The organism is Haliea sp. E1-2-M8 (assembly GCF_030649675.1).
In the GTDB taxonomy this organism is placed as follows: Bacteria; Pseudomonadota; Gammaproteobacteria; order Pseudomonadales; family Halieaceae; genus Haliea.
In genome coordinates this window covers 178,026-199,287 of the sequence record NZ_JAUTDR010000007.1, presented here as the reverse complement: position 1 = coordinate 199,287, position 21,262 = coordinate 178,026, and the positions used below count along the sequence as shown (strand labels likewise).

At 51.9% G+C, this 21,262-nt stretch carries 23 protein-coding genes and 1 pseudogene; 2 read left to right on the top strand and 22 right to left on the bottom strand.

Translation table 11 applies throughout. From position 1 onward, the window contains the following. Nucleotides 1–24: 24 nt before the first annotated feature. The 21 genes and pseudogenes from Q6D67_RS08110 to Q6D67_RS08025 form a co-directional block, all read right to left on the bottom strand. A complete protein-coding gene (locus Q6D67_RS08110) occupies nt 25–1,512 on the bottom strand; it encodes a hypothetical protein (protein WP_304705089.1) in 1,488 nt (495 codons plus the stop codon). A 56-nt stretch (nt 1,513–1,568) separates the two neighbouring features. Further along, entirely contained in the window at nt 1,569–3,431 is a 1,863-nt protein-coding gene (locus tag Q6D67_RS08105) for an asparagine synthetase B family protein (protein WP_304705088.1), read from the bottom strand. Beyond that, on the bottom strand, nt 3,428–3,979 hold the full coding sequence (locus Q6D67_RS08100; RefSeq protein WP_304705087.1) for a GNAT family N-acetyltransferase: 552 nt from the start codon (nt 3,977–3,979) through the stop codon (nt 3,428–3,430). The genes Q6D67_RS08105 and Q6D67_RS08100 overlap by 4 nt, the downstream gene beginning before the upstream one ends. After that, a complete protein-coding gene (locus Q6D67_RS08095; RefSeq protein WP_304705086.1) occupies nt 3,976–5,256 on the bottom strand; it encodes a DegT/DnrJ/EryC1/StrS aminotransferase family protein in 1,281 nt (426 codons plus the stop codon). Before Q6D67_RS08095 ends, Q6D67_RS08100 begins: the two co-directional genes overlap by 4 nt. A gap of 10 nt (nt 5,257–5,266) precedes the next feature. After that, the gene (locus tag Q6D67_RS08090; RefSeq protein WP_304705085.1) at nt 5,267–6,340 is read right to left on the bottom strand and encodes a hypothetical protein; all 1,074 of its coding nucleotides are present in this window, start codon (nt 6,338–6,340) and stop codon (nt 5,267–5,269) included. Nucleotides 6,341–6,420: 80 nt separating this feature from the next. Then, a complete protein-coding gene (locus tag Q6D67_RS08085; protein ID WP_304705084.1) occupies nt 6,421–7,416 on the bottom strand; it encodes a Gfo/Idh/MocA family protein in 996 nt (331 codons plus the stop codon). Then, nucleotides 7,409–7,639: an SAF domain-containing protein gene (locus tag Q6D67_RS21775; protein ID WP_370551937.1), complete on the bottom strand. Its 231-nt coding sequence runs from the start codon at nt 7,637–7,639 to the stop codon at nt 7,409–7,411. The genes Q6D67_RS08085 and Q6D67_RS21775 overlap by 8 nt, the downstream gene beginning before the upstream one ends. After that, on the bottom strand, nt 7,545–7,853 hold the full coding sequence (locus Q6D67_RS21770; RefSeq protein ID WP_370551936.1) for an N-acetylneuraminate synthase family protein: 309 nt from the start codon (nt 7,851–7,853) through the stop codon (nt 7,545–7,547). Before Q6D67_RS21770 ends, Q6D67_RS21775 begins: the two co-directional genes overlap by 95 nt. Nucleotides 7,854–7,903: 50 nt before the next feature. Next, nucleotides 7,904–9,709, bottom strand: coding sequence for an ABC transporter ATP-binding protein (locus tag Q6D67_RS08080; protein ID WP_304705083.1), 1,806 nt, complete (start codon nt 9,707–9,709; stop codon nt 7,904–7,906). 99 nt (nt 9,710–9,808) lie between these two features. Next, nucleotides 9,809–10,039, bottom strand: a complete 231-nt coding sequence (locus tag Q6D67_RS08075; protein ID WP_304705082.1) for a hypothetical protein — start codon at nt 10,037–10,039, stop codon at nt 9,809–9,811. Between the two features lie 524 nt (nt 10,040–10,563). Next, on the bottom strand, nt 10,564–11,616 hold the full coding sequence (pseI, locus tag Q6D67_RS08070) for a pseudaminic acid synthase (protein ID WP_304705081.1): 1,053 nt from the start codon (nt 11,614–11,616) through the stop codon (nt 10,564–10,566). Beyond that, entirely contained in the window at nt 11,613–12,110 is a 498-nt protein-coding gene (gene pseH / locus Q6D67_RS08065; RefSeq protein WP_304705080.1) for a UDP-4-amino-4,6-dideoxy-N-acetyl-beta-L-altrosamine N-acetyltransferase, read from the bottom strand. Before pseH ends, pseI begins: the two co-directional genes overlap by 4 nt. A gap of 20 nt (nt 12,111–12,130) precedes the next feature. After that, on the bottom strand, nt 12,131–13,240 hold the full coding sequence (gene pseG / locus Q6D67_RS08060; RefSeq protein ID WP_304705079.1) for a UDP-2,4-diacetamido-2,4,6-trideoxy-beta-L-altropyranose hydrolase: 1,110 nt from the start codon (nt 13,238–13,240) through the stop codon (nt 12,131–12,133). After that, nucleotides 13,237–13,941: a pseudaminic acid cytidylyltransferase gene (pseF, locus tag Q6D67_RS08055; protein WP_304705078.1), complete on the bottom strand. Its 705-nt coding sequence runs from the start codon at nt 13,939–13,941 to the stop codon at nt 13,237–13,239. Before pseF ends, pseG begins: the two co-directional genes overlap by 4 nt. Continuing rightward, a complete protein-coding gene (pseC, locus tag Q6D67_RS08050; protein WP_304705077.1) occupies nt 13,942–15,111 on the bottom strand; it encodes a UDP-4-amino-4,6-dideoxy-N-acetyl-beta-L-altrosamine transaminase in 1,170 nt (389 codons plus the stop codon). 2 nt (nt 15,112–15,113) lie between these two features. Beyond that, nucleotides 15,114–16,112 (bottom strand): UDP-N-acetylglucosamine 4,6-dehydratase (inverting), encoded by a 999-nt coding sequence (pseB, locus tag Q6D67_RS08045; RefSeq protein WP_304705076.1) that lies wholly within the window; start codon nt 16,110–16,112, stop codon nt 15,114–15,116. A gap of 3 nt (nt 16,113–16,115) precedes the next feature. Further along, nucleotides 16,116–17,510: a lipopolysaccharide biosynthesis protein gene (locus tag Q6D67_RS08040; protein WP_304705102.1), complete on the bottom strand. Its 1,395-nt coding sequence runs from the start codon at nt 17,508–17,510 to the stop codon at nt 16,116–16,118. 9 nt (nt 17,511–17,519) lie between these two features. After that, nucleotides 17,520–17,711: a nucleotide sugar epimerase gene (locus tag Q6D67_RS21765; protein WP_370551935.1), complete on the bottom strand. Its 192-nt coding sequence runs from the start codon at nt 17,709–17,711 to the stop codon at nt 17,520–17,522. Nucleotides 17,712–17,736: 25 nt separating this feature from the next. Then, nucleotides 17,737–18,543 (bottom strand): annotated as a pseudogene (locus tag Q6D67_RS08035) (NAD-dependent epimerase/dehydratase family protein). A gap of 19 nt (nt 18,544–18,562) precedes the next feature. After that, entirely contained in the window at nt 18,563–19,600 is a 1,038-nt protein-coding gene (gene galE / locus Q6D67_RS08030; protein ID WP_304705075.1) for a UDP-glucose 4-epimerase GalE, read from the bottom strand. A gap of 40 nt (nt 19,601–19,640) precedes the next feature. Then, nucleotides 19,641–19,967 (bottom strand): MarR family EPS-associated transcriptional regulator, encoded by a 327-nt coding sequence (locus Q6D67_RS08025; RefSeq protein ID WP_304705074.1) that lies wholly within the window; start codon nt 19,965–19,967, stop codon nt 19,641–19,643. 244 nt (nt 19,968–20,211) lie between these two features. On the opposite strand from Q6D67_RS08025, the gene Q6D67_RS08020 reads away from it, so the two are divergent. Then, the gene (locus Q6D67_RS08020; protein ID WP_304705073.1) at nt 20,212–20,514 is read left to right on the top strand and encodes an Rpn family recombination-promoting nuclease/putative transposase; all 303 of its coding nucleotides are present in this window, start codon (nt 20,212–20,214) and stop codon (nt 20,512–20,514) included. 26 nt (nt 20,515–20,540) lie between these two features. Continuing rightward, complete coding sequence (locus tag Q6D67_RS08015; RefSeq protein ID WP_304705072.1) at nt 20,541–20,906, top strand: DUF4351 domain-containing protein; 366 nt, start codon at nt 20,541–20,543, stop codon at nt 20,904–20,906. 14 nt (nt 20,907–20,920) lie between these two features. On the opposite strand, the gene Q6D67_RS08010 is transcribed toward Q6D67_RS08015, so the two are convergent. Continuing rightward, a complete protein-coding gene (locus tag Q6D67_RS08010) occupies nt 20,921–21,163 on the bottom strand; it encodes a MarR family EPS-associated transcriptional regulator (protein ID WP_304705071.1) in 243 nt (80 codons plus the stop codon). Nucleotides 21,164–21,262 lie beyond the last annotated feature (99 nt).

Sequence of the window (21,262 nt, the reverse complement as noted above, 5' to 3'; positions counted from 1 at the left end):
CAAAGCTCTGTTGGTACCAGTCGCTCAACTATTCTGAGACCCCAATCCTGGGATTTCGCGTCTCAGCGCTACTTCGATACATTTCAAATTAGCTTCGGAGCTCATTTCGTCTGTGCGAAACTGACTACTAATTCGCCCAGGGTAAGATGCGGCATACATAGCAGCAAGTGCAACTATTGCCTCATTCCGCGTAGCAGCAGGGCAGTTTCCATTCAATACTTCTCCTACAAGTTCCGCAAGATCTCGTATATCGCCCGCAGGGTAAATACCGCGAAACGCTGTGTGATAAATCCTTCCCAGAACAATAGCCGGCTTTCCAACATACATACACTCCAATGCGACAGACCCAGAAAGTGTAAACATAACTGTAGAGTTACACACTACATCGTAAGGAGACACGTTATGATCCAGAAGTTTTATGTTGGCACAGTTGGATAATTCATTATAAAAGGCTATTGGACGATTTCCGGCCATAGCAACATGATCCTTAACTAGCAACAGCATACCTGCAGGAAGGGCTGCTGCAATATTACGCGCGGTAGCCGCTTGATCACGATATTCGAATGCGACGCCTTCAACTGTATGCTCTGGCTGCACATGAAGAAAGAATCCTGCGTACTTCCGATCCTGTGGTATTTGCTTCAACACCATTTTCTCCAATTGCCTTTTAACCAATGCTTGGGCCAAAAGATCAAATAAAGAAAGGAAAACATTATTGGATGATATTGGAAGACTCTTCGGATTCCAGGACTCCCTATGCGAAAATAACACATTCATCGTTCGCCTTAGGGAATCAACCAGCCTAGTAATTGAAACTCGATGGGAAAGAGAACCCTTTCCTGATTCAATATAACGTTCGGTTGCTTCTGGACTGCGTTTCTTGTTGACAATCTCGTTGAGCTTAGCTTCTGCTTTAATAAGAATATCGTCAGGAACCCCATTTTCCAAAAATGAGATATATCGTTCTTGGCACCGCCCCCATTGGTAATACATACCGTACTCGACATAAAATCTATCACTAAAGTGCCCAGTCATATAAAGACAAACATAAGGGGATGTTACGATACGTCTGGCCATCCGATATTGAAGGCAGTTTTCCTCACCTATCGCAAACATGGGCTGGCCACGCGTAGCCAGCTCTGACCGCATACGCCATAAGATACCAGCGGCATAAACCAAAGTTTTATCAATCGTCCATCTCGCACGCGAGAGATAGCGGTCCATTGCAATATCTCGATTCGTGCAGTTACAGCCAACATCCTCTTCATAAGCAGCCAAATAATTAGTCGCAGATTCCGTATTACGGAATCGCGCAAAGTCGCTTTCTTCTTGAATAATGTCGACGACTCTAAAAAACTCTCCTGTAGCCTCACCTAGATTACGGTCTTGTTCACCTATAACCCACAACACACTTTGCAGACCAAAGTTAATTCGCAACGTACGCGCGATATACGCAAACCATTTAATCTGAGGCGCATGAGAAAAAAACAGAACATATCTATTATCTTTCATAGCCGCATAGACGCCACCACGTTGTCAAATAATAAGATGAGAAATCGCGAAGATATTCACACTAGAGCTTTTTCAATGATTCTCAATTCTGCAATAGTGTCAAATTCTGGATTTAGGCATATCTGGTTAACCATAGACATGTAACAAATAGACAGGGTTGCATATGCTACTTGCATGTCGATAGTCCCACTGCGGAATTTGTTGATGTAACTTCTGGCTAAAGCCTCGACGCTGGGCCCTAGTGCAACATATAAATCATCGACCCACTTATCCAGTAACTGGCCAATAAATTTCATAAACTGATCAGTGAACAGTACATCTACTGCGGACGCTACTGATTTTCTTCTGTAAAGAATCGAACTAGGAACAGCTTCCTTTAACACCATACGAAGCAATCTTTTATTCACTAAGAGAAATCGAGACCACGAACGTATGGTAAAAACCCCTTTCGCACCCACTGAGAAAGGTATTCTATTAGACACACAGACTGTTTCCCAATCAAAAAATGGAGAGTGTCTTGCCACTTTTCTACATTCAATCGAGGATGTTACCTCCACACTGTCCGTGTATTGGAGTCGGTAAGAAAGCTTCATGTTTTTTCTAAATACCGCCGCGATCGTAGACTCTTCCTGAAAATTTGGAATCTCGTTTAGCAATCGTTCAAATTCAGGAGCAAGCTCCAAATTATAACCATCAGGCGTAGAGAACTTATTTACGAATTTAAGAAAATATTTTTTTGGATCCGCCGAGGGAAGCAACTGAGAGGCTATCAATCGCAAATAGTTTTTGGGGTACCAAGGCCACATAGCAAATAGGCCGGACACTATCCGTTGCAGAAGTGGAAATCTCGCCTCACCCTTGGTTAAATTTAACCAAATTGATGTGCGCTTCCAGAAGTCAAAATCTGGCGTGTGGATACGCGTATCTTCACCAGTAAATAAGTCGTAGTCACCTTCTAATTTTGACACATAATTTTTTATTGCAAGATAAAGCATTGTGGAGACGTTCGGTCGATTCCCCTCCGCACATGATTGAATAAAGAGATCTATTACCATCCCACTGTCTATGACAAGTTCATGGTGAATAGTCCCGAAATGCTGCGACACTATTCTCGCAGGCTTGTGCTCATCTACCTTCTGACCCAAAACCGAAAAAGTGAGCGTGTGGACTGGAGAATCACTATGTTTAGTAACATACCTGACCATGGCAACTGAATCGATTCCCCCGGAAAGGAGTACTATAGGGATTCTGTCTGTAGCTAGGCGCTTCTTGAACACACGGTCAAAAGAGCGGTCTAGCTCGCGAACGCATTCTGCCTCATTTCTAAAATAATCTGGTGCGAAATCCACAGGTTCATAATACTTTTTCGACACCATTTCTCCATCGGTAAACCGAAGAAATTCTCCCGGCACAGAAACTCTCACCGGCTCAACAAGTGCATAGGGATCTAACGTGTAGTAGGTAGTCAAAAGTGTAAATGCAATAAAGCTAGATAACTTTGGAGCGGTTGTGATCGGTAAAATACCCCAAAGAGAGCTTGAGAACATATGTGTCCCTACGCAACTCGCGTAGTAAATTCTCGAAGCTCCATTACGATCACTAACAAGATAAAGGCTCCTCTGAGTGCGATCCAGGATAATCGCAGACCAGTCCCCATCGCCTTTTTCTGCCCATTCCTTCACTTTTTCAGAATCGAAGCTGAAAGCCCACTCCAAGATTTCACTCTCAGAATGGACTCCGTATTGCCTTCCAACCAACCAAATACTGGTTTGGTCGAAGTCTAAACGCGTAGTAAACTCTGCTCGATTATTTCCACATAGCGAAATCCCTTGGTGCAACCCTTCCTCAAGCTTAACCTCATTATCTTCCAGAGAAATTTCCAGTCGCCATTCAGCATGGCGCGTATCGTCACTCGTCAACGGTTTTTGTCCCCCGATTCCATCGAAAATTCAGTACTCAAAACTCCATACTCAACAACGTCTACCCAGCTCCCTTCCAAATACAAATGTGACCGCCTCAGCCCCTCTTTTTGCATGCCTAAGGAAACCGCCAAGTTCTGCATACCTTTGTTAGTTGATGCTGTTCCACAATATATTCTATTGAGATTAAGTTTTCGAAATCCATGCTCAAAAAGCTGGAGAGACGCTAACCTGCCAACACCGCGGTTCCAATGTCGCCGGTCACCAAGAAGAATCGCAAATTCAGCACTACGATTTATCATCGATAGCGCTTGTAAACTAAGGTTTCCTATATGTCCATCTGTCTCATGACAAATGGCCCAGACGACCATTTCCGCATCGTCAATTGATTCAATAAAGCGACGCAACCAAGCATCGGTTTTGGCATACTTGCCGTGAGAATTAAATCGGCACACTTCCTGATCTTCGAACCAAGACCGATAAGGGCCTTCGATATCCTTCTCACATAATGTCCGTACAAAATACTCATTACTGAGTCTATATATCATTGTAGTTCGCCCATATTTTTCCAAACCTTTCGGAATGCCTGTACTAGCAGCTCCACTTCAGATTCCTCCATTTCAGCAACACATATTGCATATCCAATATATGATTCGTCATGTAGTTGTTCTGCTACCGGGCAAATCCCCTTGGTATACACAACTTCTCTTTGACAGAAACCCGCTGACCAAGGGAACCCTTTCGACCCATACGCAATTTTATTCTGGTACATGGGAAGTAGGTGAATATTTTGATAGCCGATTAATAGACCTTCGACACCTTCGGCAATAAGGGCTTCAACAATACGCTCGCGCGACACACCTAATTGGTCACAGTTCAGTGTCATTGGATAGACATAGTAAACGTGTGTGCACTCCTCTTCTACTATTGGCAGCGTTAAACCTTCAAGCGCGCGCAAACCCTCTGTAATTCGCTCCGCCGCCTTCTGGCGGCTGGCAACCAACCTATCTAGTTTTTTTAATTGCTCAATTCCAATCGCACACTCAATTTCGCCTAGCCGGAAGTTATGACCAATCATGTTGACCAGGTCTGTATGCCCCTTTGGCCCAACCACCACCTCGGCGTGATTGCGTATTAGCCTCAGTTTTTCTGCCAATACATCGTCATCAGTAACTAATATGCCTCCCTCACCGGTATGTATGTGCTTGTGATAGTTCAGGCTAAAGCCCCCTATGTCAGCAATCGTGCCCGCATAACGGCCGTGATATTTCGCACTTGGCGACTGAGCGGAATCACTAATGACTTTCAAGCCGAATTCTTGAGCAATTTCACAAATGGCTTCCATATTCGCCGAGTGGCCAAAAATATCAACCGCCATAATTGCTTTGGTGTAAGGCGTTATGTTTGCTCGTACGGAATCCGGATCAAGGCAAAATGTTCGCGACTCAATATCAGCAAACACCGGAATCGCGTTCCAATGTAAAATAGCAGTCGCACTCGCGCTCATCGTCCACGGGCTGACAATAACCTCGTCACCAGGCTCAATACCAATAGCGCCAATTGCGGCCACTAATCCAGAAGTCCAGGAATTCACCGTGATTGCATGCTTTACATTAAAGTAGGACTCACTCGCCCTCTCAAACTCTTGAACCTTTGGACCGCCATAGAAATCCGCATGCCAAACGCCGAGATATTGCGAGAGCACACCGCTTTCAACTACCTCCTTGGCAGCTGCAACTTCCTCCGGGCCAATTGGGTTATACTTTTTGAAGGTGCGACCAATAGTTTTGGGCCCTCCGAATAACGCAAGTTTTTCTTCAATCATTGTAATATGCTCAACTTAGGAACTCGGCGCCCGGAGTGCTCGCCGTTTGTAGGTCACTCAATACCAATGCCGAAATACGTCTAGCGGCGCCCCCACCTTCGCTTAGGCATTTCCCACGAGATATCATCGACTCTCTAGCTATAGGGTTCAACAAATACTTCTCCAAGCTCATGCATATTTTCTTGGACTCATACACAGCGTAACTTACACCCAATGAATTAGTTGGAAGATTGTCTTTCCCTGTCATACTTGGCTGCACACTCACCACGACACATCCTAAATAGCAAGCTTCAAGTAGCAAGACAGAATTCATACCAACAACCAAATTAGCACTCATCGCAATCTCTCTTGAACTGCCGATCGTTGATGTCGCTATTCGGATATGACTCGACTCTAGCCAGTCATATTTGCTAGAGAGTTCCCGCGGGTGGAGTCTTATGAGAAATAGGATTTTACGCCCGCTCTTTTGCGCTATGCACTCTAGAGACTCGAGTACCTCTTGCACTACTTGGAACTCATTAAACCCTTGTCCAGCCAGTCCATGTGTGGCCTGCATCTCGTGCAGAGGCTGCGAAACAAACAACACCAAGAGTTCATCCTCACTTACAGATAGGGAAGTCCGCTGCTGGAGTTTGAGATCATTGTTGAATAATCGACGGGTTTTAGAAAGGGCGTCAAAAGCCGGTTGACCGGTAACCACAATATGAGATTCCGGTAACCCGGCCCTGACTGCCTCTGCCTTCGCCCGCTCATCCATTACTGCGAGCTTATCCGGCAAGATTATTTCCGCGCCACCTTCATCAGAAAACCGCGCTCTATAACTTGACCAAAAATCAAGCACCGCGATGGAAGGTATTGAAAGCTCCCGAGCTGCCGCCAAAAAAAACCGCTCCCAATTTGTACTGTTCACTGAAGTGGCCGTGAGTAAACAATTCGCGTCAATGTTGTTCAAGTAATCAATCGCAATGTCCGTATCGGATTTCGAAGATAGTGAGGTGCAAGTCAAATCGCTTCGACTTAGTACAGCGATACCTTCATTGTATGCAAAATTAAGCAAACGCACGTCAGGTTCAAATTCAAGCAATTTCAGTACGGGTACTAGCGCATTCGCCCCACCCGGGTCTCCACAAACCGTTGCAACAACGGGCACGCTAATTATCTCAACTAATCGCCCAAAGTCACCGGGACACAGGTTTTCCAAGACTTAATAGCGCCCACTCCGATTTTTAGGGCTTCTAAACCGTCATACCCACTACACCGGGGCACACCCCCATGCGAAACACACTCCACTAAATTTTCGATCGCGCAGACCATCGCAGTATTAATCTCCCCATCCCAGCTATCTTTGATACTCAACGAGTTATAGCCACTGTAAAACTTGCTCTCCTCCACAATTGATTCCTCAATTTTGTGGCCTGAATCCAGTATTCGAACGCGACCTTTCGATCCTAATATATCCATTTCAAAAATACTAAACTGGTCATCGGAGCAACCATATAAAACGCCCTCGGCACCAGAGGCAAATTTCAATTGCACATCAAGAGTTGGGTCTTTAACAGCACCGCTTTGACGCCCAGCGGCCCGTACGGTATCGATTGCACCCACCAAATATCGAGCCAAGTCGAACCAGTGTGTGCCGTTGTGTAACACACCTTTTGTATAGTAACCGGAAACTAATTGTATTTCCCCAATACCACCATTCTTTATTAACTGTCTTGCGCGGTCAAACCCTGCCGAATATCGACGGCTATAATTCACAGCAAGAACTACACCACGCTCTGCGGCCATTGTAATCAAGTCGCGAACCTCCTGAACATCTAAACCAATAGGCTTTTCAATGAGAACCCCTCGAATTGATTCCGCATCCAAAATTCTTCGAAATATCGCAGCATGTGTTTCATCTGGTGTGCAAATACTGACGATTTCTGGCTTTTCTTTCTCCAGCAACTCAGCGACATCGCTGTAAGTGTTCTCTATCCCCCAATGCCGAGCACACTCAGACAGTGCCACTTTATCAGTGTCACATAGGGAGCCAAGAGTTACATTCGAGCTGACATCGTAGGCGCCAGCGTGGCTATATATTCCTTTAATCCTCGGGTCGTCAGAAAAACGACTCCCAATCATTCCGCAACCAATGAGCGCCGAACTGAACTTACTCACTCTCATCACCAAACATTTTCCAGTCAACTGGGGTTCCAGCGTGTAGCGGTTGGTTTACACATGATCCCAAGCACTTTTCGAGATACTTCGGCGACAAACAATACACAGGGCGGTTGCTACGCACAGCTTCAGAGGTAATGAGCTGGCCAGCTTCGAGATCTTTCACGAAATTGAGCGATCGTCGAAACTGAACATTTCCTTGCTCGCTCGATTTTTTTTCCATACTCCACCTCGCCCAGAGCATCCCATGCGGCCTGTGCATCACGGCATAAAGCGAGAAATTCACGGGGCTCAAGGGAGAAGCTGTTATCAGGTCCGCCACCCTTTCTATTTAGCGTGAAGTGCCTTTCTATAATAGAGGCGCTTAACGTCACACTTGCTACTACCGTGGTATTGTCAAGCGTATCGTCTGACACGAGACCAAATCGACGAATCATGCCTGGTAGTGATTTAGCGTCATTACTTTTCCTTATATGGCCTCGTTGAATTAAGCTTCACCTTTGGCCATGATAGAAAATCGTTCGTTTTCACTAACCAGATCTTTGTAGGTCCCTCTAGCCTCTACCTGCCCACGCTCCAATAAATAGATATCGTCACATGGGCGCACTGTGGAAAGACGGTGTGCAATTATAATTATTGTTTTTTGATGGGAAAGATTGTGGACAGCCTCCATCACCACCTGCTCAGTAATGTTATCCAAGGCGCTAGTCGCCTCATCGAAGATTAGCAACTCGGGGCGGTGGTAAAGAGCCCGCGCGATACCAATTCGCTGACGCTGCCCCCCTGACAAACGAACACCTCGCTCGCCAACAGCTGTTTTGTATCCCTCCGATAACTCTGTCGTAACAAACTGATGCAAATTTGCGATACGCGCAGCCTCCTCCACCGCCTCCGTGTCAATCTGATCGCCTGTTAGACCAAAGGCAATATTGGAAGCGACGCTAGCATCTGACAGATAGATTTGCTGCGGGACATAGCCAATACATCGCTGCCACGATCTAACATTTCCGGGGTGGATAACAATGCCATCCACCAGAAGATTTCCGGTAGCCGGGCTTAGAAGGCCTAAAATTATATCAGCCGTTGTGGTCTTGCCAGAACCAGAAGAACCAACAATTCCCACGGTCGTATTTGCTTCGACTTTCAAACACAAATTTGACAGTGATGAATTCTCGGCTTTAGGGTAACGGTAGCTCACATTTTGTAACTGTATGTGATGTCTAAACTTCATGGACTTCGCAGACGTGGAACCTCCGTTCCTATCATCCGAATCCCGCAGCACTTGTAAATCAGCATGGAGCGCATCCAAGGCCGGCTTAGAATAACGTAGATTCACGAGCTGTGCATAGACCTGCTGAAGTGCGGGTAGCAATCGATAGCCAGCAAACGCATACAAGCCTATCAGCGGCAACACCTCATGCAAGCCATCTGCGTCAGCCATCAGTGAAAGCATGACGACTATCATGCCGCCAAAAGCAACGACCTCAAGTAAATACCTAGGGAGATAGCTCACAGCCTGTGAAGCTGCTTGATGCTCGGCATAGCGACGTGCGGGACCTTTAAACCGCCCAATAAACTCGCTTTCCAAAGCTCCAATTTTCACATCTTTTATTCCCCCAAAGGCTTCTTGCACACTAGCAAAACGTTCTTTGTTTGCTACCACGCGATCTTCACCAATATGCAGCAGATACTTTCTAAGAATCACATAGATCAATGCATATGCACAGCCGAGCGTAATTGCGATGATTACTGCGAGCCAGGGATTCACAAGTATGAGTAATGATACGAGCGCCACAACAACAGACCCTTGTGCAACAAGCTGCATCATAGGGATCATCGCGCCCTGCGTTACCTGTTCGACTTCTGAAAGGACAGTCTTTCCAAGGTCTGCGCTATGACGATCCAGAAACCATTCATATGGCTGATTTAAATATCCCTTTACCAAGCGTTTACTCAAAGAGTAATTGCGCATATGGGTAAAACGCAAAATACAGTAGATAGTTATACCTTTAAATGTGACGGATACAACCAACAACACGAAGGCAGCGACCCCAAGAAAGTATAGAAAACTCCTCCGGTCTGAAAACCCAAGGTATTCATACATGGCTGCCAAATATACATTGGTTTCTACAACTTCTGGATTCGCCAAAACCGCCAGAAGGGGCGTTATCGATGCTACCCCAGTCATATCCAGTAGCGCCATAACAAGTATCATGGCAAACAAAAGATACGCTGTACCACGCTCCTTATAGGAAAATAGATCAAGAATTTTTTTTAAGGTTTCTATGAACATGTCAAATTTAAACAACCATTAAAAATATGTTAAAAGGCGCGAGCAGTTTCTCAATTTGCCGTTGAGTGTAGTTTTTAGGCATTACTGATGGTATGCGGCTCATGCTGGTGTTAAAACGACTGGTACAAAATCCGATAAGAACACTTTTATCGGTCCTAAAATCAACGTTGACCACACTTTCTTTGAACTATCCCGATAACGCCCACAACTATCCCCAATCAGACTAACATTTTGGTGGCTAAACTCGTAGTCGAATCCGTCATGGTCTTTAGCAATCGCCACGCAGTCGCAGCTCGATAACGACTCAGCGGTGAGTTCAACGCTGGTCATGTCGACCTCCTATTGGTGCATCGCCGGGACGCGCGGCCTGTAACGAAATATTTCATTGTATTTGAGCCGCCTTTTGATGTGGCACCGAATACCTCAGTGGAAAACGTAGACCGTGGTGGTATAAACTGCTGAAAGCAACAGTCACAGAGGAGTTTATTGCCTTGTTGTGGCTCGTGTTTATAGGTTGGGAACGGTCATTGTCCATATTCATCCAGCCTTGCCCAAATAGCACCTAGGGGCAACAGTTCAGCTCGCCCGGGCTAAAATACCGAACTGCAGGCCTATCTATCGCTGGGCAATGTCGACTTATTTTGCCGCAGACGCATAACTTCTAGGCACTGTTCGGTGTCGGGCATGGGCGGTGGTGAAAACTGGGCGATTAGGCAGGCTACCGCACGAAATGCATAGGCTGCACTCAGGTCGGCAACGCCAGTATGTTGAATCGGTGAACGAGATTGAGGGGCTACCAAGAGATTGCTAGCTTCAGAGTTAATTTCGAGAAGCGCCTGAGCGTCGGACCAGCATCAACCCAGTACTTCTTCTGTCACCGGTGTATTGGCACTAATTGCATGGGCGACTTTGCGGCCCAGAACTCGCTCTAAGTGTTTTGGCGCCACTCCATAGCCCGGCCGGACGCTCCGAACACAGTCCTCCGTAATGACCTCTCCCGCCTTCATGTTCTTTGTGAAGTAGAGTGACCGCCGAAACTGTGCATTCCCTCCTTCGCTGGATTTTCGACCGTAGTCCACCTGCCCTAATGCCCCCCAGGCGGTTTTGCTATCCCGACACAATGCGGCGAGATCCGCAGGTTCCAGTGAGAAACTGTCGTCCGGGCCGCCACCGTTACGGTCCAGCGTAAAGTGCTTCTCTATCATGGAGGCGCCTAACACCACACTGGCAATAGCAGTGGCATTGCAGAGGGTGTGGTCAGAGAGCCCTGTTACCAGGCCAAACCGTGCGATCATGTCTCCGATAGTGCGTAGGTTGTAATCTTCTGCAGGAGCGGGATAGCCGCTGACGCAATGCAGAATCGCGAGCTCCTTACAGCCACCCTCTCGCGCAGCGGTAATGGCTTCTTCAATCTCGTCAACATCGGCCATACCGGTGGAGATGATCATTGGTTTGCCGGTGCCGGCCACATAGCGGATTAGCGGCAGATCCACGGCTTCGAAGGAGGCGATCTTGTAGGCCGGTGCGTTCAGGTCTTCCAGCAGATCTACCGCTGTTGTATCGAACGGGGAGCTGAAAATGGTGATGCCAACTTTCTTGGCGTGCTCGAACAGGGGCTTGTGCCATTCCCAGGGCATATGGGCTTCCTGGTACAGCTCGTAAAGCGTACGGCCATCCCAGAGACCGCCCTTGATCTTGAACTCATCCGCATCTGAATCGAGGGTGATGGTATCCGGACGATAGGTCTGAAGCTTTACCGCATCGGCGCCCGCTTTGGCAGCCTCCTCAATGATCTTTAACGCGATTTCCAGCTTGCCGTTATGGTTGGCTGAGAGCTCGGCGATGATGTAGGGCGGCTGGTTGCAGGATATTTCACGGCCGGCGATTGTAATCTTTGGTTCACTCATTCTACGATCACCTCAACCGTGGCCTCCCACTCGTTTGCCAGCAGGCCAAAACACACCACATCATGGTATTTGTGCCCGTCAAAATGCTGGTCTCGCAGGCGTCCCTCTTCAGTAAATCCCAAGACAGTGTGGAACTGAATAGAACGCTCGTTGAAGCCCAGTGCCTGGCCGCAGACTTTGTGTAGGCCAAGCTCTCCAAATGCGTATGTCAGGACCCGCTTTCCCAACGCCCGGCCAGTGCCTTTGGGAGCATCCGGCGCTACATAAAACCCCCAGTCAGCCACTTCAAGGCACCGCGTGCTGCTGATATTCACAAAGCCGCTGGCTTGCCCATCACGCTCAAATATCAGGAGGTGTGTATCGGGGTTGCTCTTGGCACTGCCGAACCACTTGCGATGCTCATCCAGCCCGATCTCGTGGGTCGTGTACATATAACGGCGTACATCAGCGTGATTGCGCCACACCAAGACCTGCTCAAGATCCGCTTGGCTCATAGGGCGCACCCGGTCTTCCATCACTGCATTTGTTCCGTCATGGCCACAATTGATTCGCGGACGCGATTGGACCCTTTCCCATCGGTTATACCAGCAGCCACACGGCTCATCCGGTGAAGACAGTCTGGCTTGGTAACTTGGGCCAACGCCGAAGGTAACGCCACCTGAACCGTCTCGGGATCCGCAATGGCTATCGCAGCACCGGCTGCTTCTAAGGCCATGGCTCCCGAGGACTGGTTGTCAGCCTGTATGACCAATACCGAAGGCAGCCCAAGGCAGCAGCGCTCCCAGGAGGTGCCCCCTGCCCCACCAATGGACAGGTCCGCCAGATACATCCGCTCGGCCATATCACTCACGCTTACATTCACCGTGGCCTTGCACGGCAACAGGGCGGCCTGTCGCCTTACCTCATCCAAATAAGGCGCCGATGCTCCCATAATGATATCCAGTAGGATGTCCTCAGGAAGGGCCGTTGCCGCTATTGCTTCGAGAACCTTACCGGTCACGTTAGATTGGTCCACGCCACCAAGGGAAATCAGGATGCGCTTCAACTCCGGGTGCTCCCGGCGCTTCAAGCTAAGATCCCGCAGCTCAGGAAACTCAGGGCGTAATAGCGCGTATTCAGGTCCGATCAACCGCGGACAGTCGCTTGGAACGAGTCCTTCGTAATCAGAGGTAGTGCGACCGAGGTTTTGATCCAGCAGTAGTTCGCACTCATGGCGCCTGTCTGCCAGATCGTCAATCACCATGATTCTGTCAACCGCCTTGGCAACCTGTTGCTCCCAGCGAGCATCCAGGGCGTAGTGGTCAACCACCAGCCAATCCGCTTTCAGCGGTTCGATGGCTTCTTGTGTCTGTTGTGCGTCGATTTGCCAAGGTGCGCCCAGCCAATTGGTGTAAGAATTTTTATCTTCGCTGGACAATTTCTTTTCACCGCCGCTGTCAGATGGCAGCACTGTGAGCTTGTACCCCTTCCCGGAAATCAGCTCACCAAGATGGCCTTCATGCTCTCGGCAAATGAAATGACATATATGCCCCTGCCGGGTTAGTTTATCGGCCAGAGTCAGACAGCGCATGACATGGCCAGTGCCAATCTTGACCGAGGCGTCAGCGCGGAACACCACCTTCATTTCTGCTCTGCCTCGGCCTGCATGGCTCGGAACAGCCATTCGGCGCGTGTCCAGTCATCCGGGGTGTCAATGTCCTGCACTCGGTAGCGCGGTAGTTTGATGGGCAATGACTCTTCACCGAAGATAGTCCGCTCTTCCTCCCAGGCTTTGGCGCTGCCCCAATAGAACTGACCGGCATCGTGCCAGGCCTCTTCCAGGTCCTGCGAGCGCGAGTTGAAATATTCGGGGCTGAACATGGCTACGCGGCCAGTTTCGGTGATTCGGATTGCCCGCTGAATTGGAAACGAATAGCTTGTTACCGCAAACGCGTAGCTGCAGTCGGCCTGTTGAATCAATTCCCAGCCGAGCCGCAGATCTTCAGCCGAGACGAACGGCGCCGTGGCATACAGGCAACACGCATAATCGACGGGAGCTCCGTGCTCGCTCAGCCACTCCACTGCGTGATGCATCACAGGCAGGGTTCCGGTGTAATCATCGGAGAGCTCCGCGGGGCGTGTGAATGGGACGCTTGCTCCCCACTCTTTGGCTACAGCGGCGATCTCGGCGTCGTCAGTAGAGACAACAATTTGGTCAAAACACCCACTGGCCCTGGCGGCATCGATAGACCAGGCGATCATGGGTTTGCCGCAGAACACTTTGATGTTCTTGCGGGGGATGCGCTTGCTACCACCGCGCGCCGGGATGATGGCAACGCGGCGCACTTATGTTTTGCTCCCGGTCAAGGACGATTTTAAGGCTTCGATGACCTTATCCTGCTGTACATTCGTCAGCCCCTGGAACATCGGCAAGCTGATCGCTTCGCGGTAGTAACCCATGGCCTCCGGAAAGTCTTCCGCGGAGAACCCCATAGCCTGGTAATAGGGCTGGGTGTGCACCGGAATATAGTGCAGGTTGACACCTATGCCCTGCTCTCGCAGGCATTCAAAGACCTGTCGATGCGTCCTGTCGATCTTGTCCAGCTGCAAGCGAATCACGTACAGATGCATGCCGGAATAGCTGTCCGGGTGCTGCCAGGGGGTGCTAATCGGCAGGCCTGTCAGCAGCTGGTCGTACCGCTGGGCCAGTTCATGGCGGCGGGCCACGAACGCATCCAGCCGGTCCATCTGGCTTACCCCAAGGGCGGCCTGTAGCTCTGTCATGCGATAGTTGAAACCCAGATCCACCTGCTGGTAATACCAGGGGCCATCCGGCTCATGGGTCATCAGGCTCTGGTCCCGAGTAATGCCGTGGCTGCGCAGCAGGTCCATCCGGGTGGCCAGGGCATCGTCGTTGGTCAGCGCCATGCCACCTTCTGCGGTAGTCACGATTTTTACCGGGTGGAAGCTGAATACGGTGATGTCGCTGTAGTGACTGTTGCCGATGAACTCGTCTTTGTACTTGCCGCCTATGGTGTGGGAGGCGTCCTCGATGATGCGAAAGCCATAGCGCTGGCCCAGCTCATGAATAGCCGCCATGTCGCAGGGCTGACCGCACAGGTGCACGGCCACCACGACCTTGGGTAGCCGGCCTTCCTTTTCCGCCTGTTCCAGCTTGGTTGCCAGCGCCTTGGGGCAGAGGTTGTAGGTTCGTGGGTCAATGTCCACGAAGTCCACTTTGGCGCCGCAATACAAGCCGCAGTTGGCAGACGCCACAAACGTGACCGGCGAGGTCCACAGCCAGTCACCCTCACCCAGCCCCAGGGCCAGGCAGGCAATGTGCAAAGCTGACGTGGCACTGTTCACGGCCAGCGCGTGCTTTGCCCCCACGTGGCCAGCTACTTTGGCTTCAAACTCCGGTACCTTGGGGCCCTGGGTGAGGAAATCGGACTGCAGCACCTCCAGCACGGCATCGATATCCGCCTGGTTGATGTCCTGCCTGCCGTAGGGAATCATGCTCAGATCTTGCCGATTTCGTTGTTGTGGCGGTCGATCCAGGCCTGCAGCTCTGCCTCTGTCATCCACTCGCTGTTGGTGTCACTGGCATAGACAAAGCCCTCGGGGACTTTCTTGCCGTCCTTGATGCGGTTTTTACAGGTACCCCAGCCGTTGATGGTGGGGAGAATTTTGAAGTGTTCGGGGTACTCGTAGGCGAAGTGGGAATCCTCGGCACCGATCATCTGTTCGTGCAGCTTTTCGCCGGGGCGGATGCCGACCACCTCCTGTTTCGCTTCCGGCGCCACTACCCGGGCCAGATCCGTCATTTTCATGGACGGGATCTTCTTCACGTAGATCTCCCCCCCCACCATGTCTTCAAAGGCATGCCATACCAGTTCCACGCCCTCCTCCAGGGAAATCATGAAGCGGGTCATGCGCGGGTCGGTGATTGGCAGCACGCCCGTGTCCTTGATCGACATGAAGAAGGGAATTACCGAGCCCCGGGAGCCCATCACATTACCGTAACGGACAACGGAAAACGTGGTTTTGTGACCACCGGCATAGGAGTTCCCGGCTACAAAGAGCTTATCGGAGGCCAGCTTGGTGGCGCCGTACAGGTTGATGGGGCTGCTGGCCTTGTCGGTTGACAGGGCCACAACACCTTTGACTCCCTTGTCGATGGCCGCGTCAATCAGGTTCATCGCGCCGTTGATATTGGTCTTTACACACTCGAAGGGGTTGTATTCTGCCGTGGGTACGATCTTGGTTGCGGCGGCATGCACTACATAGTCCACCCCATCCAGTGCGCGGTACAGCCGGTCCTTGTCGCGCACGTCGCCAATGAAGAAGCGCAGGCGGTCATCGCCCTGGAACAGCTTGGCCATTTCCCACTGCTTCATTTCGTCCCGGGAAAACACGATGATTTTCTTCGGGTTGTATTTTGCCAGCGTCAGGGGGATGAACTTGTGGCCGAAGGAGCCGGTGCCGCCGGTGACGAGGATGGTGGAGTTATTCAGCATAGATCAGCTCGATGTTCCGAAATTAAACCAGGGCATGGGGTGACGCATTTGGGCAACCCACCACGTTAATATAAACCGCAAGGCCATGGCCATACAAAAGGCAATTGCAGCGCCTTTTATACCCAGCAAAGGAATTAGCAGCAGCAGAAGCCCAACATTTACAAAGCCGGATATAATGGATGCTAGAGAGAGCAACCCCGTGCGCTTGGAATAGAAGATGTAGTTGGTGACCATCAGATACATACCCCCAAACACTTGGCCAAGCGCCAGCCAACCGATGACGTCACCAGCCTTGGAGTAGCTCTCTCCCGCTACGAAAGTGACGATCCATGGCCCGAGCCAGAACGCACAACCCGCGCCGAATAGGATGACGAGGTACCAAAGGTATGTGTACCGCACTATCTGTTGCTTTTCATCTGGATGATTGCGTGTTAGCCGTTCAAAAAGCCAGGGAACATAGGCTTTATTAATCGCATCGAACACTAGACCTAGCGCGGCAGCAAACTGTACAGCCACCATATACACGCCGACTTCCGATAAGCCGAGCCTCGAATTGATGAAAAATCGGTCCACCGCAGACAACAAGAATATACCGCCAACGTGGGGGATAAGTGGCACGCCAAAACGGAGTGCTTCTTTGACATAAGCTGGTCGCCATAGCCATAAACGCAACAATCCGTCTCGTTTAAGAAACCACCACGCCAACAATGCGAGAAGCCCTGCCGCCCAGACCTGCGCCGACATGCGACCGGCTGCACCTTGCTGCCATACCACCACCAATAGCAAGGATAGCAATACGTTTATCAGGCTACTACTGACCTGCAAAGCCCCGTACTGCTTGACCTGCTTGCGCACCTGCCACTGGCCGAGTCGCAGCTGATTGAGGACCGAGGCTGCGGTAACCAAAACGGCCAGTAGCAGCCATTGCGTTTCCAGCCCAAACCACTGCGAAAGCGATACCCGCGAGACCCACACGAGGAGTAAGGCAATAATGCTTGTTACAAGAAGAATCTGGACACAAGAGCCTATAAAATCTCCGAGCATTTCTGAGCTAGATTGGTTGTCGTAAAATTTGCGCCCTGCAGCTCCCGCCATACTCAAGCCGATAAACGCGGCCAATGCTCCCATCAGCGTTTGGAACATGGCCACTTGCCCATACTCAGCCGGACTCAGATACCTGGTCAGAATGGGCAGCAAGGCGAAAGGTATTGCTGCCTTGAGAATATTCGAGAACAGGTAGACTGCACTGCCCGTGAGGAAAGAGTTTCCCCGCAAGATCGGCAACCTTTTTTTTGCGTCAGATGTATTCATCTTTTCGGATTTGCCCCTAAACCCAACCGACGCCAGAAGTGAGAACTCCCACTTAACTTCAGACCCGCTAAAACTCCCCTGCGCCATCGCCACGCGCTATCGGCCATAATACCCACGATACCACTCAACAAACTGCCCCACGCCCCCTTCCACCGGCGTTGCCGGTTGATACCCCACCGCCTGCTTCAGCGGACTGCTGTCTGCATAGGTATCTGGCACATCGCCCGGCTGCAGGGGCAGCGGTTCCCGTTTGGCGGTTACGCCCAGTGCTGCTTCCAGCGCGTTCACGTAGGCTTCCAGGGTCACGGGGTTTTTATTGCCAATATTGAACAGGCGCCAGGGGGGCGGTGCTGGTGGACTGGCCAGGATTTTCGCTGCTCCAATTCGGGTCTGCCTGTACGGGCTGGTCCGATGCACGCAGCATCCCCTCAACAATGTCGTCCACGTAGGTGAAGTCCCGCGTGTACTTACCGTCTTCTAACAAACGGATTGTCTCCCCGGCGAGCATGGCGCGGGCGAAAAGGATCGGTGCCATGTCTGGCCGGCCCCAGGGGCCGTCGGCGGTAAAGAGGCGCAGGCCGGTGGTTGGCAGGCGGTACAGGTGGCTGTACCTGTGGGCCATCAGTTCGTTGGCGCGCTTGGTGGCGGCGTAGAACTGCAGTGGGTGGCTGGCGCTGTCTTCTTCGCTAAAGGGCATTTTGGTGTTGGCGCCGTAGCCGCTGCTGGTGCTGGCGTAGGTCAGGTGCGGTGCCTGCGCATGGCGGCAGGCTTCCTGGATGTTGGTGAAGGCGACGATGTTGCTTTCCACGTAGCTGTGCGGGTTCTCTACTGAATAGCGCACGCCGGCCTGGGCGGCAATGTGGATAACCCGGTCGAAGCGGTGCTCGCTAAAGCAGGCTTCCACCGCGGCGCGGTCCGCCAGGTTGGCGCGGATAAAGGCCTAGGCGCTGCCGGTTTTGGCGGCGGTGGCTTCCAGTTCTTGCAGCCGCGCTTCTTTCAGGGTGGGGTCGTAGTAGTCGTTGACGCAGTCGAAGCCCACCACGCTGTCGCCGCGTTCGAGCAGCCGTCTTGCGGTGTGAAAGCCGATGAAGCCGGCGTTGCCAGTGACGAGGACGTTCATAATCTCAGGTCCGTATTTTCTATCGAGAATACGTATTGAAGCTCATATCACGCGAGTACCCGTTGGGGTTTTTGCTCTGCCAATTCCAGGCATCCGCACACATGGCGTGAATGTCATGCGTTGCGACCCAACGTAGCTTCGCATTGGCCAGTGCCGGCTCTGCCGTTAGTTCGGCGACGTCACCGGCTCGGCGTGTGCTGATCTCGTAGGGTATGGGCTTGCCGCTTGCCTGTTCAAAGGCCTGCACCAGTTCCAGCACAGAATAGCCGCGCCCGGTGCCCAGGTTGAAGGCCTCGCAACCGGGGTGGGCGGCGGCATAATCGACGGCTTTGCGGTGTGCACGAGCCAGGTCCATCACATGCAGGTAATCTCGCACGCCGGTGCCATCCGGCGTCGGGTAGTCATCGCCATAGATGCGCAATCGCTCGCGTCGCCCCACTGCCACCTGGGCCACGTAGGGCATCAGGTTGTCAGGCTCGCCGCGTGGGTCTTCGCCGATCAGTCCGCTGGGATGGGCGCCCACCGGGTTAAAGTAGCGCAGCAGCACGGCTGCCGTTTCGGGACGGCTGGCGCACCAGTCCTGAATCAGCTGCTCCATCACCAGTTTGGTGCGGCCGTAGGGGTTGGTGGCGTTGAGAGGAGCATCTTCCCGCACCGGCACTTTTTCGGGCTGCCCATAGACAGTCGCCGACGAGGAGAACACCAGCCGCGAAACACCGGCCTGTTCCATGGCCTGCATCAGCGCGATGGTGCCGCCGATATTGTTGTCGAAGTAGGCCAGGGGCTGTTCACAGCTCTTGCCGACTGCCTTGAGCGCGGCAAAATGGATGACGGCATCAACACCGCCTTCAAACGCATCGGCCAGGTGTTCCGGATTGCGGATGTCGCCTTCAACAAAGCGCAGTGAGCGGCCGGTAATTTCCTGAACCCGCTGCAGCGCGATTGCGGAGCTGTTGCACAGGTTGTCGATGACGGTGACATCGTGCCCTGCTTCCAGCAGCGCAACGCAGGTGTGGCTGCCTATGTAGCCGGCGCCGCCGGTGACCAGGAGTTTCATGGCGTGTCGCTTTCCATTCTTGCGTAGGCAGGGTGGCGGGTCATTTTGTTTCCGACACTTCTGTCCGCAACGCCTCGATTTCAGTTTTCAGCGCCTCATACTCGGCCAGCTTGCGCTTCAGGAACCGCGCGGTCAGCACCGTCTTCGCCTTCATCCCGCGCGGGGTGAGCAGGTAGCTGTATTTCAGCTTGTTCGGGTTGCGGCTGAAGTTGTCCATCTTCACCCACCCCTTCTGCACCAGGGCCTTGAGGCAATAGTTCAGCCCACCCAGGCTGATGCCTAGCTGCAGGGCCATCTGGCGTTGGGTGATGTCGGGGTTGTCCTGCAGCAGGCGCAGGACTTTGAGGTGCTGTTCGATGTCGGACATGGGTGCTGCTGTGTGGCGAAAACCGGGGAGTCGGGCAGGCTACCGCAGGGAATGCAGTGGTTGCAGCCCGGTGGGTGGTGCCTGGTTGTTCAAACGGTGAACAGAGTAGTGAGGGTTGGGTGGGATAGCAAGTTTTTGGGGGTGATTTTGTGGAGTTTAGTCAGATTCGGCCAATTGGTTGCGGGGTGCCCTGCGCTGTTCCACAGTTAGAGTTCATAGCTAATCGGTTTTAGGCAGGGATGCCATGGCCAGCCAGTATCACGACACGGGCTACAAGGAGCTGTTCAGCCACCCGGAATTCGTGCAACAGCTTGTCGAGGGTTTTGCGCCGGTAAAGGGGCTGCCGCCGGTACTGCCGATGGTGCTTTACAACGGCTCTCGCCGGTGGACTGCACGGCAGGACATTTACGATATGATTCGGCCGGAACCGCCCGGGTTTTTGCAAGCTTACCAGCCACACCTGCGCTATTACCTGGTCGACGAAGGGCGCTATACTGATCAGGAACTGGCTACACGGCACACGCCGCTCAGCGGGTTTTTGGGATAGAGAACGCTTCGCGGGACCGCCGGTCATTGCAGGCCGCCGTGGATCGTGTTGTCGCTACCATCCGTGCGGATCCCAACAAGGAACGCACGGATGCAGTCGTCACTCGCTGGCTGAAACGGCATTTACAGCGGCTCGGAGCGCGTATCGACCTGGAGAAGCTGAACAGTTTGGTAGAGGAACGGGATATGTTGGCTGAGAATCTTGACAATTGGGCGGAGATTGAGCGTCGGCAGGGGGAGCGGCATGTTATCCAGCGCATGATTATCCGCCGTTTTGGCGAACTGCCTGCCTGGGTCACTGAAAAGTTGGATACATGCTCCACGGAAGAGCTGGACGCTTGGGCGGACCAAATTCTCGTAGCCGAAACGCTTGACGAGCTGTTCGGACGGTAACGCCGGGCCTACCATCAGGCGGTGAGCACCGTCTTCGCCTTCACCCCGCGCGGGGTGAGCAGGTAGCTGTACTTCAGCTTGTTCGGGTTGCGGCTGAAGTTGTCCATCTTCACCCACCCCTTCTGCACCAGGGCCTTGAGGCAATAGTTCATCCCGCCCAGGCTGATGCCCAGCTGCTGGGCCATCTGGCGTTGGGTGATATCGGGATTGTCCTGCAGCAGGCGCAGGACCTTGAGGTGCTGTTCGGTGTCTGGCATGGGTGCTGCTTGTGGCGAAAACCGGGGAGTCGGGCAGGCTACCGCAAGGAATGCATGAGGTTGCAGCCCGGTGGGTGGTGCCTGATTGTTCAAACGGTG